The sequence below is a fragment of the Wenyingzhuangia sp. IMCC45574 genome, from assembly GCF_054182685.1.
This window is the reverse complement of sequence record NZ_CM135169.1, coordinates 3,088,121-3,101,393: the sequence shown is the minus strand read 5'-3', so window position 1 is coordinate 3,101,393 and position 13,273 is coordinate 3,088,121. Positions and strand designations below refer to the sequence as shown.

Annotated in this window: 9 protein-coding genes; all 9 read right to left on the bottom strand. The window is 35.2% G+C overall.

Annotation, left to right across the window (positions count from 1 at the left end):
• Positions 1-183 precede the first annotated feature (183 nt).
• The 9 genes from ACXHHC_RS13125 to ACXHHC_RS13085 all read right to left on the bottom strand — a co-directional run bounded on the left by ACXHHC_RS13125 (position 184) and on the right by ACXHHC_RS13085 (position 13,224).
• On the bottom strand, positions 184-1,218 hold the full coding sequence (locus tag ACXHHC_RS13125) for a DUF2806 domain-containing protein (RefSeq protein ID WP_458226829.1): 1,035 nt from the start codon (positions 1,216-1,218) through the stop codon (positions 184-186).
• A 332-nt stretch (positions 1,219-1,550) separates the two neighbouring features.
• A complete protein-coding gene (locus ACXHHC_RS13120; protein WP_458226828.1) occupies positions 1,551-1,931 on the bottom strand; it encodes an HU family DNA-binding protein in 381 nt (126 codons plus the stop codon).
• 761 nt (positions 1,932-2,692) lie between these two features.
• Complete coding sequence (locus ACXHHC_RS13115) at positions 2,693-3,223, bottom strand: dihydrofolate reductase family protein (protein WP_458226827.1); 531 nt, start codon at positions 3,221-3,223, stop codon at positions 2,693-2,695.
• A gap of 133 nt (positions 3,224-3,356) precedes the next feature.
• A complete protein-coding gene (locus ACXHHC_RS13110) occupies positions 3,357-4,085 on the bottom strand; it encodes a DUF4328 domain-containing protein (protein WP_458226826.1) in 729 nt (242 codons plus the stop codon).
• 351 nt (positions 4,086-4,436) lie between these two features.
• Positions 4,437-5,960 carry an alpha-L-fucosidase gene (locus tag ACXHHC_RS13105; RefSeq protein WP_458226825.1) on the bottom strand — a complete coding sequence of 508 codons (1,524 nt, stop codon included), beginning with the start codon at positions 5,958-5,960 and terminating at the stop codon, positions 4,437-4,439.
• Positions 5,961-5,987: 27 nt separating this feature from the next.
• The gene (locus ACXHHC_RS13100) at positions 5,988-7,964 is read right to left on the bottom strand and encodes a hypothetical protein (protein WP_458226824.1); all 1,977 of its coding nucleotides are present in this window, start codon (positions 7,962-7,964) and stop codon (positions 5,988-5,990) included.
• A 68-nt stretch (positions 7,965-8,032) separates the two neighbouring features.
• On the bottom strand, positions 8,033-9,334 hold the full coding sequence (locus tag ACXHHC_RS13095) for a glycoside hydrolase family 117 protein (RefSeq protein WP_458226823.1): 1,302 nt from the start codon (positions 9,332-9,334) through the stop codon (positions 8,033-8,035).
• Positions 9,335-9,344: 10 nt separating this feature from the next.
• Positions 9,345-11,369, bottom strand: coding sequence for a right-handed parallel beta-helix repeat-containing protein (locus tag ACXHHC_RS13090; RefSeq protein WP_458226822.1), 2,025 nt, complete (start codon positions 11,367-11,369; stop codon positions 9,345-9,347).
• 7 nt (positions 11,370-11,376) lie between these two features.
• On the bottom strand, positions 11,377-13,224 hold the full coding sequence (locus ACXHHC_RS13085) for a sulfatase-like hydrolase/transferase (protein ID WP_458226821.1): 1,848 nt from the start codon (positions 13,222-13,224) through the stop codon (positions 11,377-11,379).
• Between the last annotated feature and the right edge of the window lie 49 nt (positions 13,225-13,273).

The following is a 13,273-nucleotide window of genomic DNA, read 5'->3' as shown; positions in this document are numbered from 1 at the left end:
GTTTATATAAGCTTTTTCAATTTAAAATGGAACTAGTAAGGTTGTTTTTAGTTTGTCTAAGGCCTTGTATAAATTAGTTTTTAGCAACTAGTTAAAAAATACAAAGCCCTTAAAAGGGCTCTATAGTGTAGTTGTTTTCTTATTTTTTGGGACTTGTGCAAAGGTTACCGGTGTTGGCAGTAGTTATTTTTGATATTGAACGTTATTAAAAATTCTAAATCTATTATTAGGAAATTTAATTAAATCACCGTGTTCAATTTTACTTTTTTCTTCTTTGAAATGAGAACATATTAATTCCATATATTCAAGGTTATCAGGTTGTTCAATTAATTTTGATAATTCAGCTCCAGTTTTTGTGAATGCTATAACATCTAATATTTTTTTAGGGCTTTGTGGTTCTCTATAAAATATGATTCCTTTTTTTCCGAATTCAATTAATTGAGTTTGCTTATTATTTCCAGAAGGATTGAAAACATATTGCAAATTCTCATTTCCTGCAATTAATCCTAATTCAACCATTAATAATTTATCTGTAAACGAAATATTTAATTTATTTTCAACGTATTTGTTTTTATTATAAATTAAATATTTATTTCCAGATACAAATTTATATTCAGCTAGTTTTGTGAAAATTTCTGCTTCATCTTTTGATAAATTTTTCAATAATTCAAGTGTCCTTAATGAAAAAGATTTTGGTTGTTTAATTTCACCTGCCAATATTCTGCCCCACAATTCCTGCATTTCCTCATTTGAAATTTCTTGTGCGATATTAAAAAACCTCGTTTTCCAATCTTCATCTATAGGTTCATCTGTTATAGCTTCCTCATTTATTAAGTTTTCGGCTGCTACAGAAGTAATTGATTCAAGATTTAGTTGTTTTTTTGTTTCTTGATATTCAATTCTATTTTTTGTTCTCTGATTAATTTCTTCACTTGGAGGTAAAGATAGTTGTTTATTAGGCAAAGAATCAATTGAAAGTTTTTCGTCAGAATATTTTATTCCTCCAGTTATTAAATAGTTTTCTTTTATAGCTTTTGACATTATTTTCATTTCTTCTGCCCTTGCCTCTGCAATTTTCTTTATTTCATAAGCTTTTGTTTCAGAATCTTTTTTGTCAAAATATGATTTTGATATTCTACCAACCGAAGATGACATAACGTCTATTAATTTGTCGATAGGTAAAATTTTTCCAATTCCTAAAATATCTTGTAGAGCCATATTTTTATTTTAATTACTGCCAACTCCTTATAAGTACTAAAAGTCACGATTATCCAACCAAATATAACCATTTAAAACTACAAAAAAGTAGTACTTTAAGACCATAAAAGCACTTGTAAACTAGGAGTAAAACAGCCCAAATGCTGCCACATATTAAGAGCAAGGTTCCAATATATAAACCGGAACGTTCCGGCTAAGGAGTTGCAGCCTTGCAATAAACAAGTTGCTGCCTTGCGGTTAGAGAGTTGCAGCTTTGCAATTTCTCTCTAAAACACAAAAAATCCTGACTTTTCAGTCAGGATTAAAAAAAAATTACGCTACGATTAAGATGGCTATTCGCCTAAAGTAAATTTTACGTTGTTTAACATGTCTTGCAAAGGAGTATCGGGTCTAAAGTTCATTTTGGTTCTTAGTACCGAGTTTATAGAAACATCTTCTTTGGCAGTAGATCCTTTAGAACGAATTCCTACCTGAAAAGAACCAAGCTCATCTAGCTTTACAATTTTCCCTTGCTGTAACTCATCCATTACGTTGTGTACCAAACTCATTACTACGGCATAGCAATCTGCTTTGCTTACGGTAGATTGGTTAGAGATTAAATAAGACAATCTTTTTAAATCTACCACCCCGGTAGAGACTGCTTGTGCATAAAACTTTTTCTCCGCATCTAAATTTTGCGGGTTAATTTTCTGAATGGCTTTTAATTTTACCATAATTACAATTTTTTAAATATTACATACGCTTTTAGTCGTATGGCAAACACAATAGATGTTTACTCCATTCAAACTATAGATTTTTTAGATTCGTTTTTTAAAAGGCAAAAAATAATCTGACTTTTTTTGCAAGAAAAAAGGCAAAACACAGTGTTTACAGTAGCTCCGTGCAAAAAGGTTTTGAACACTTGTTGAACAAGTGTTCAAATTGTGTTCAATATTTCAATAAATACGGGGGGTCTTAAAATTCAATTTTCATATTTTTTGACAAAAAACTTGACAAACCCAGTGTTTACAAGGGTTCTTTTTTTCTTTTTTTGTCAAGTTTTTTGTCAAGTTTTTGGGAATTTCTTTACATTTCTCTAAAAACTTGACATTTTTTAGGAGACTAAAAGTGCTGATTTTGGCCTAAAACGTCAGATTTTACATTCTCGCTTTTATTTTTTGATGAAAAGTTACCCTAAATACACCTCAACACTTACATCAAAGTTCTAATAACTATAATTAAATTGATGCTATTCATTTTGTCTTGATACAAAACGAACCAAAAAATCAAGACTCCGAAGAACATTTCTAAAATACTAAGCTCCTTTTCTAAAGAAAAAGAACTCGTTATCACTCAAACACCTTTTTCTTTTACGAAAACATCACTTGCATTTTTACGAAATAACCTTACGATGTCACTATGCTTAATTCTTTAATTTAGCGTTTTACGATATAACTTCTAATATTATATATCTCAAGTAAAACCGTTCTAATACCTAACTTCTTACATAGTGTCTCTGTACCATCTCTTCTATGTATACTTCTGTTTTTGCCAACGTAAAAGCTAAAGGCTTTTGCAATGCTCCAAACAAATTAGTTCCACCTCCTAACAAGACCGGAATCGTTGTTAAGATGAGTTCATCTATCAAATCTTCTTGTAAAAAGCTCTGAATCGTTTTACCTCCGTCTATGTATAAATTCTCAAAACCTTGTTTATGTATTGTTTGTAAAACTTCTTGTAACTCGCCATTTACTATAAATACCTTCTCTTTAAGTTCACTTGTCACTTCTTTTAAGGTTGAACTTAAAACAAAAACAGGCTTGTTATAAGGCCAATCTATTCCAAAACCCAATACTGTTTCATAAGTATTTCTTCCCATTACCAAAGCATCTACTGTCTCCATAAAAGCACTATAACCTGCATCATTATGCTCTGGGTTTGGTACCATTTGTAACCAATCCAAACCTCCATCACTATCGGCTATATAGCCATCTATACTGGTAGCAATAAAAACACTATTCTTCATTCAACTTAGTTTTATAACCAGACAATTCTACTGTCTAATTTCTTATACCTCTACACTTACATCAAAGTTCTAATATTTAACTTCCAATATCGAATATCCTAAAAGCTTGCTCTTATATCTAATATTAACATATCTATTTATAAACTACTTCTCCTCCTTGCTTTGTTACTTCTTCTGCCAAAGCTGTTTCCATCTTAAACAACTGGCTTACAATGGCAATAACCAACAATGCTTCGGGGATCTCTAGTGCACTAGAAAACAATATACTTTTAGAAACGTTTGCAGACTGTTCCACCGTCTCCACAGAAAATGCTCCTCGTAAAGAAAACTGAGCAACTACATTGGTTACTATAAACAACAACCACCAAGTACCTATTAAAATCCCCCCGCTCTTAACAACATAAGAAGTATTAAATTCTTTTAGTTTTTCTTGGGTCTCGTTCCATATTTCATTCATAATCTTAACGGGTAAAAACCAAGAAAGCAAAGGCACAAACCATGTCCAAATAGTAGCAGACTCTCCGTAGGTTAAATAATTAATTCCCAATCTGTGTAAATTCCCATAAGCTCTTCTAAACCAACATAAAAACACTACGATAGAAATAATACGCATTACGCTCTCTATTAAACCAATTACCATTTGTCTAGAATCGTTGGCCAACAATACAGCATTGTCTATCTCCTCGCCTGCTTCCAGTCGTTCTAACAGATCCAACTCAAAATAACTAGAAACTATCCCAACTACGGTTAACCCTATCACTACCCAAAAAATCTGAATTAGATTTTTAGCTCTTCTAGAATTGTCCCATATTTCTATGCCCATTGCCACTTGTGCCTCTTCTGTTTGACTATCTAACTCCATTGTAAGAATCTTTTATGCGTAAAAGTAGCCAATTCTGCTTTTCTAAAAGCATTGGTTTTAACAGGTATATAAAAAAATCCCCTCCTAGTTATAAAACAAGGAAGGGAACAAATTCCAAAAAACTAGGGGACTAAACCTAATGTCTTTACATACCCCCCTCTATAAAACACAAAACCAAAATGAGGGGATTAACACTTAACTCACTTATACTTAATTCTTTAATTTAGCGTTTCACTATCTAACTTCTAATATCTTATATCTACTGTTACATCTCGATACTTCGACTATGCTCAGTACAGGCAGCTCGATGACCGTTTTACTATCTAACTTCTAATATCTAATATTTAAAAACTATTCTAATTCCATTTTAAATACATTGGCAATAGGATTCATTTTTGCAGTAGGAATGGTTAAAATAAAAGTCGAATCACTATGATCAAACTCTGTTTCTATTCCCGTTCCTAAATGTACCATTCGTTTAATTTTTCCTGGAGGAATGTTTCTATGGTATCCCCCAATAGAACGCATTTTTATTTTCTGACCTGCTTTAGGCACTCCTAAGAAGAATACATACATAGCCTTTTTGTCTTTGGCAACGGTAAAACGAACATCGCTAGCAGAATAGGCTACCGAAGACGACTGCCCTGCATTGTGCCCGTGCCCTGTAGCAGCGTTTCCAAAACCATAAATATTATGCGGTCTGGTTCCATACACAGCTTCTCCATGTACTTTCATCCAGTCTCCAATTTCTTTTAACACATCTCTTTGTTCTTGATTGATAACTCCATCTGCCGTTGGCGATACGTTTAATAAAACCACTCCGTTTTTACTCCAAATGTCAATCATATTACGAACTACCATATCTGCTGTTTTGTACGGATGCCCTTCTACATACATCCATCGGCTTTTCCCTAGGGTCATGTCTGTCATCCAAGGGGTTGGCCAAGAATCTTTACGACCTCCTTGCTCATAGTCTAACACACTGTACTCTTTTGGTAAATCTTCTTGCTTATGAGCCAACATTACCTCAGCATTATTCTTTAATCCATTGTTAAAGTGATGTGCTGCCATTTGATTACGTTTCTCTTCCGGAATTAAGTTCAACCACGAGTCGTACCATAAAATATCTGGACTGTATTTGTCTACTACCTCATTTACTTGATCTAACCAATACTCGTTAAACTCCTCTATCGTTTCAAAGTTTCCAAACAACTTACGCAACTTAGGGTCTGTGGTAGCCGTTGGTAAATCTGGATGGTATACATAGTGACTATTGTAAGCTGTCTTCCACATTTTAGGATTTTTAGCATTACGTTGTCCGTTACGTGCATGGTGAAACGTAGCAATAGTCTTTAAACCTTTCTTTCTTAAAGAAGTAAAAATATCTCCTAAAATATCTCGCTTAGGTCCCATATCTGCTGCATTCCAGGGATTTACTTCACTATCCCACATGGCAAAACCATCGTGATGTTGTGCTACCGGTCCTGCAAACTTTGCTCCGGTTTGCTTAAACAATTCTGCCCAATCGTCTGGATCAAACTGAGTCGCTTTAAACATAGGAATAAAATCTTCGTACCCAAATTCCTGAATACTTCCATAGGTCTTTTCGTGATGCCTACGAACACTGTTATTATCCTTGTACATATTGTGCGGGTACCAAGCACTTCCAAAAGCAGGCACACTATATGGTCCCCAGTGAAAATACATTCCCAACTTAGCATCTGCAAACCATTCTGGTGCTGCCCCGTGCTGTTGTAAAGACTCGTAAGTTGGTTCGTACTTGGCAACCGTAGTCTCCTTGTTTCCATCTACCGACTTGCAAGCAGCAAGCCCTAATAATAAGGCAGGAACTATGTATAATTTCTTAAAACTCATCATCTATATTGTTTGGTTTACTTCTTTTTATTTCTGATTAAATACTCTTAAGGTGGTGGTTGCTATATGCCCTCCTGCATCTGCAAACTGAATCGCTATATTGTTATTCTTTTGTAACACCGATGCCTTTACAGGGATTTCAATGACTCCGTAAAATCGTTCTCTATCGGTTTGCGCTTCTCCTGCATAGTTTGTTGGAACTTTTACAGCAACTCCGTTTACTGTTACCGATGGCTGTAAACTCTTTCCATGATCTCTACCAATCCCGATTCGTAACACGGCTTTTGTTTCTCCTTCTAACTCAACATTATTTACATGAAAAACAACTTCCTTAGCAGTCTCAATTGGTTGGTAATATTCTTGCGAGTAGTACTTTAACTCTTCTTGAGTCTCATTCAGTTTGATTCGTTTTTTAAACGAATATTCCAACACCATAGTTGCTTCGGGCTCTAAAACAATACTACTTAAATTGCTCTTATAACTTGTTTCTTCTACACGTCCTTCTCTTTCTACTTCTACCGATTTATAAGGAGCATAATGTTGTTTTACTTTTACCTTTTTAAGAGTATTCCCTTCTACATTCAATAGGTTTAAATTGATAGACACCTGCTCTTCTGTCAAGTTATTTAAAACTACATAAGCTTTTTTACCATCTACAAAAGCTTGGGTTTGTACGTCTATCAAATCCGATGTTATGGCAATACGTTTTCCTTTTACATCAGACCACAATTGGTAAAAATGTACCAAATCGCTATACACCCATTGCGTTCCTGTTTCTCCTTTTTTCTCAAACTGTTGACGAAACAAACGACTTCTATACGGATGTCCTTCCTTGGTTCTTCCCCACTCGCTCTTTAACATAAAAAAAGGAATAGCAGAGACTATAGATTGCGGATGCTCCATAAAAGTCATCATCATAGCATTGGCACTTTTTACATATAAGTAATCTCGCCAAGGAGTCCATTCTAAATCTCTATACCGATGTGCTTGTACAGAATACTCAGAGATTAACATTGGCTTTAACTTTCCAAACTGTAACATGCTATACTGCTCCAACATATCTAAAGAAGCTTTTAAATTACTTCCTTTTCTGTATTTCTTAATATAGCTTAACTTACCCTTACTGTACTTTTGCTTGCAAGGAAAATCATAGAAGTGCAAAGACCAAAAATCCATGTCCTCTCCTGTTAAGTCGATAAACTGTTTCCAACGGTATTCCCATCGTTTAAAATCATACAATTCAAAGTCTGGAAACGCACAAGTAAAACCTCCTACTAAAACATCTGGATTTAACTTTTTAATTTCTTTGGCCACTGTTGAGTGGAACTTAGCCATTTTCTGTACCCCCAACAGTTCCTTTTCAGGAATTCTCCTATCTTTTCTAGGGATGATATCCCACAAAGGCTCATTAATCACTTCTATAAACCTTGGCTTTTTTCTAACACCTGTAGGATAAAACTCTTTTATATAATGTCCCATAAATTGCCCCGAAGCAGTTCCGAAAGGCTCACTCTCTGTATCTGTTTGAGAAAGAGACCAACCTTTGCGCGTTTTGTTTCCGTCAGACCAAATAGGATGAAACTGAGAGCCTATCACCATATTATTCAATCGATGCTCATAAGAAGCTAAATTATTTCTAGTATATGACTTTAGGGTATTTTCTGCCAAACGCTTTAAATGATTTACATCTACAAAACCTGGCTTTTTAGAATCTTCTCTTACTCTGTTTAAAGCTCCTTTTAACCCTCCAGTCTCTCTACCTAAATACACATTGTATTCTTCTAGAAAATCTCTTGAGTTAGACATTACATGATCTCCAGCCCAATCACTCTCTATACTTGCATGAATGGTAATATACTTCTCACGATCAAAATCCTCAATACCGGCTACTACATGTTGGGTATTTAACTGCACGTTTACAGTTGCTTTTTGTGCAAAGGAAACACTACTGATTAGCGCAAATGCAACAATCCCTATTTTATGATTCAGTAACTTATTTCTCACTTTCGTCTTCTTTTAATTTTGCATCTCTCCCGTTTAGAAATGTTGGGAAAAAGCTTTTTAATAGATGATTATTTTTGCTCCTTTACCTTTTTATTCTGCTCTTGTATTCTCTTACGTTGAGCTTTGTTTAATCCATGTTTCTTATAATAGAAATCTTGCGGATAAGAATAGTAGTGACGTTTCATTACATCATCATGTATCTCTGTACTTAAATCACAATCAAAACGGGTTAACACGGTATGTCTCCAATTTCCATTTGCATTGATAAAATGTGAAATCCCCCAAGTAATTCCTTTTCCGTCTTTGGTATCTGTAAAAGCATCTGGCACATAAGGACCTGCCGCTACAGGTAACAATTCTGTAATAGATGCAATCTTAAAGTTTACCCAGTCTTCTGCATACTGAATGGTATTGTGTTCTTGCCCGTCTCTTTGTACAATGGCTGCAACTCCTTTTCCAAATGGGAACAAAGTAGTTTCGTGCCCTGAATTGATTACGGGGTTTAATGGATGTTTTACAAAAGGCCCTAATGGAACTTCGGCAATAGCCAATCCTTGCATTCTTATTTTAGAGGGTTTAAACTCTTTTCTCTTATCAAAGTCTCCTTTATAATACAAGTATATTTTTCCATCGTGTACCAATGGGTATGGATCGTGAATAGAATACTGATCCCAAGAACCTTCTGGTCCATTTGGTAGTACTACTTTTCCTGTATGGTGCCAAGGTCCATCTGGTGAATCTGCCCAAGCTACAGACACAGGACAAAAGTCTCCTCTTAATCCACTTGCTTCTTCAAATGCCTGAAAGTATAGGTAAAATTTACCTTTAAATTTTAAAATATCAGTAGTCGTTACCGATCTCCACCCCGGTTGTGGTTTTGGTGGACGTGGTACTGCAATTCCTTCCTCTTTCCAAGTAAATCCATCTTCGGATGTTGCATACCAAATATCCGCTAAATCCCAGTCTGCAGATGGAATTACGTCTGTTGCTTCTTTAGCATGAGACATTCCAACAGGCTTCACTGGACTTTTTCTACCGGTGTACCAAACGTAATATTTTCCGTTTTCAAAAATTACTTTGGATGGGTCTCTACGGGTAATAGTTCCATCTCCTCCGTTGTAATCGAACCCTTTTAACTTAGTATACTTAAACTGCGAATACAATTCGTTTTGCTCGGGTCTTATGGCCGAATAAGCATCGTAATTACGTGCTACAGCAGCACTTAAAGGCCTGTCTGGTTTTTCTGATGGAATAAAAAACGGAAAGTCTTTCTCCGCAGTGGTTTCTGTCTTTGATTCTTGCTTAGTTTTACTTTCTTGACACGAAAATAAAAGGGAGCAAACAGCTAGGCATACTACATATTTCTTCATATTACTTTGTTTAATGTGTGGCTTCTTCCGAAGTTGATTTATGATAACGATTCTTCTTTATAAACTCTATTCCCAATTCTAAATAGCTTTTCTCTACTTCCCAAGCAAAGCCCTTAGGAGTCCAATTTACTCCTGCTTTCCAATAGTTTCCTCCATACTCATAAGCTCCCAAATCTGGAGCTGCTCCTTTGTAGCCCTTGGTAATCTTTTTAATCTTTCTTCCCTTATCTATCAATGGTGAATTCTCTAAAGGCATAAAAAGGTTTTCCTTGTCTGTAGAAAAAGGTATTGCCATAAATTGTTCATTGTTTTTAAACTCGTTATCCGCTTCTTTACCTTTAAATTCTTTTTCGTCTACTCTGTATTTCTTTCCATCTCCAGAATCCCACCAGGGTCTAACATCCGAAAAGTTATTGTATAAAACATTCCTCTTTACATTCGTTTGTCTACCATTTCTTTTAGGCACCCAAGAACTGATTAAAGCTTCGTCTGACTTTCCTACATTCCAAAAAGTATTGTTATAAATATCGTTCTCCACAGCATCCCAGTTAAAATGCAATCCTGCCCATTCTACATCCCAAACCACATTGTGGTGTACTATATATCCTGCCGAATTGTTATCTAAGTAAATGGCTGTTGCTTTCTTTCCAGCATGCTTATCGTCTGCATGTGCATTGTGAAACCAGTTGTGATGTAATTCTATATGCTTAGGAATGCTTCTTCCTGTAACATAAAACAAACCGCCATCGGCACCAGAAATCAAACACCTCTGCACATGATTGTATCCAAATTCACTATCATCTCCCGTTACTTTTACACCATCTCTAGCAGAACCATAAAAAGAATTTCTAATGATTTTATTTCGTTCTCCTTGGTTACTTAACAAACAAGCATGAATTCCGGTAGTATTAAAATTCTGAACAATGTTGTTTTTAACTATACAATCGTTTGCATTTTTTCCCAAAATAATTCCGTTCACAGAACCATTTTCCAAAACACATGTTTCAATCACATTATTGTAACCACTATTCACTTGTATAGCTGCATCGGATACAGCCGCACCTTTTAGATTGGTCACCAATCTTTCGGCACCGTGTTTTACCATGCAGTTAATAACCTTATTGTTATCCCCATCAATGCTAATCATACCACCAAAAAAGTTTAAACCTTTTATGTGTATGTTGCTCTTGTTAATAACAGTCGTATTTTTTCTAAAAGAAGCTTCTACTAAATACTTGTTTGGATTTACAGCATTAGGAGCATAGAAATACAAATCTCCTCTTTGCGCATCATAATACCATTCATTAGGCACATCTAATGCTTCTAACTTATTCATTAAATAAAAAATCCCTCTGTGTCCTTTCTCCAAACGCTTAGGGCTATGGGTTTTCCCAAACGGCCATTTGTTAGGTAAGGTTTCAAAAAAGACACGATGTAATTCTTGGTTGTACCCCGTAATGGTTCGTTGCCAAGCACAGCCACTATGTGCACCTAAATAATGAATAATTCCTCCTGTCCAATCTATATTAGGTATCTCATTATTACTAATAAAAGACATAGACCAAGTTCCTTTTCTTTTGTCTATAAACTTAGCATCCAAAGAGTACTCGTCATTATCAACATTGTTAGGCCAACGTGCAATTTGCATTTTTTTATGATTGAAATACACATTGTTACCATCACCTAAAGGCAAACTAATATTTCTTTTTACATAAATATTCCCTCTAAACTTTTCCCATCCTGTTATTTGCTCCGTTGCCGATATTATTACCACATCGTCTTTATAAGCAGTAAATACAATAGGCTTTTTTCTTGTCCCAGAACGCAGGGGTACTATTTTCTCTCTGTACGTTCCAGCGTGTATGTAACAAACATCTCCTGCTCTTAGTACTTTAGTAGCCTGAGCAATGGTTGTAAACGGATTGCTTTCCGTTCCATCTCCATTAGAAGTTTGGTTTACATCTACGTGGTATTCTTTTGCAAAAACAGAAAATGATACCCCTAATAAAAATAATATTCTGGTGACTTTTTTCATTTGTTTCTTATTTCAAATCTAGTTTGTAATCGTGAGCTCCAGGAGCAAAATTGCTTCTAAAAACTTGTGTACCACTTCCCCACTTTTTCCAGTCTACTTCTGCACGATTGTCTCCTAAAACAATATTCTGTAGCTTCTCTCTCATTTTTTCTGCAATGTGCTTGTACTTCTTATCAAAAGCTACATTGTTAATTTCCTGAGGGTCTTTGGTTGTATGGTATAAACTAGGATCAACTTTTGCATACGGTTGATTGATAGCCCATTTCATATTTTGTCCTGCATAGTCTCTTCCTCTGTGTCTAATTTGCATTGAGAACACATATTCTTTGGTGCGGATATAAGCACGTGGTCCAGTAGCCGCATGACTTTCTCCAATGATATAATCACGTACTGGAGCCGTACCATTTGCAATAGTAGCCATATCCATTCCGTCTAAATACTCGTATTTTTTAGCTTTTAAATTTGCTCCTCCATCTGCCAAAATAGTTGGTGCTATGTCTACAAACTCTGCAAATTCAGTCACTACTTTTCCTGCTGGGAATTTCTTTTTATCAGAAGATACAATTACAATTGGATTGTGCGTATCTAATTCCCAAGGTGTACATTTAGAAACTGCTCCGTGGTTGTTTAACTTCCACCCGTGATCTCCGTGTACATACACAATAGTCCAAGGTTGTTTTTTAGATTCACTGTACTTAATAAATGCCTCTGTAGACTCTCCAATCAACGCATCTCCATAAGCACAAAAAGCGTAATAATCTTGAATCATTTTCAGTTTATCCTCATCCGAAAAATAATCGGATCCTTTGCTTTTGATAAATCCTTTTATTTGCTCTGGAATTCCAGCAAACTCCTTCTTTGTTAATACAGGAATATTGTACTTTTTCTTTTGGAAACGAGCTCTATAATCTGCCGGTGGCAATACTGGCGTGTGAGGAAATTTATATCCTAAATGAACAAATAATGGTTTGTTAGGATCAATACCATTTACTGTTTGAGAACCTACTTTAAACTTTGGATCTGTATTCTTTAAGTAATCTAACAACACTTTATTATAGTAACCATCTCTGGTTTTACCTGCAGGTTGAGGACTTTCTCCGTAAATAATCATTCCTTTTTCTAGAGACTGTGGTTGTCCTTTTTTGTAATGTCTAAAGAAGTCATACTTCTCAACCATTTCTTTAGTTTTCCCTTTGTACTTTGGTTTCATTTCTTCCAAAGGCAAAGATGCATATTGAAAAGTTCCATCTGCTTCTACAATAAACTCTGTATTTTTCAACGGCTTTTCTAGCTTTTCTCCATTTACAGTTCTAATCCAATCTTTACCCCAGTCGGTTAAACCATCTTTGGCTAAGGTTTTTGCAACGACATCGCTTTGGTAAATTGAATGGGCTTTTGTTTTCCCATCTTCTTTTAACGTTTTAATACGAACTCCTAATTTTCCTACATGGAAAGTTTGATACCCCTCACTAGCCATTTGCTCTGGAAAGGTTGGATACGAGTTTTCAGTTTTGTTATTGTAATACTCAAAACTATACACTCCCGAACGGAATGGATAACGTCCCATATGCATAGCAGAACGGGATGGTGCACATACTGGTGAATGACAGTACGTATTGATAAATGTAGTTCCTTTTTTGGTTAATTTATCAATGTTTGGTGATTCAACATATCCAATTTCACTCATTTTACGACCGTGTAACATTTTGTTAAACGCTCTTACTGCATCGTAACGATGATCGTCGGTTACAATCCAAAGAATGTTTGGTTTTTGTTCCTTCTTTTTTTGACCGAACACTACAGTTGAGAATAAGAACAAACTGTAAATCGATGCTAATAAATATTTTGTTTTCATGATATATTTTTAAGTTCATTACAAGTTACTCAATACTACTTGTAATCCA

Excerpts from the sequence above, each read along its gene's own strand:
- ACXHHC_RS13120 (WP_458226828.1), bottom strand. The coding sequence starts at position 1,931 with ATGGTAAAATTAAAAGCCATTCAGAAAATTAACCCGCAAAATTTAGAT.
- ACXHHC_RS13090 (WP_458226822.1), bottom strand. The coding sequence starts at position 11,369 with ATGAAAAAAGTCACCAGAATATTATTTTTATTAGGGGTATCATTTTCT.
- ACXHHC_RS13115 (WP_458226827.1), bottom strand. The coding sequence starts at position 3,223 with ATGAAGAATAGTGTTTTTATTGCTACCAGTATAGATGGCTATATAGCC.
- ACXHHC_RS13125 (WP_458226829.1), bottom strand. The coding sequence starts at position 1,218 with ATGGCTCTACAAGATATTTTAGGAATTGGAAAAATTTTACCTATCGAC.
- ACXHHC_RS13085 (WP_458226821.1), bottom strand. The coding sequence starts at position 13,224 with ATGAAAACAAAATATTTATTAGCATCGATTTACAGTTTGTTCTTATTC.
- ACXHHC_RS13105 (WP_458226825.1), bottom strand. The coding sequence starts at position 5,960 with ATGAGTTTTAAGAAATTATACATAGTTCCTGCCTTATTATTAGGGCTT.
- ACXHHC_RS13110 (WP_458226826.1), bottom strand. The coding sequence starts at position 4,085 with ATGGAGTTAGATAGTCAAACAGAAGAGGCACAAGTGGCAATGGGCATA.
- ACXHHC_RS13095 (WP_458226823.1), bottom strand. The coding sequence starts at position 9,334 with ATGAAGAAATATGTAGTATGCCTAGCTGTTTGCTCCCTTTTATTTTCG.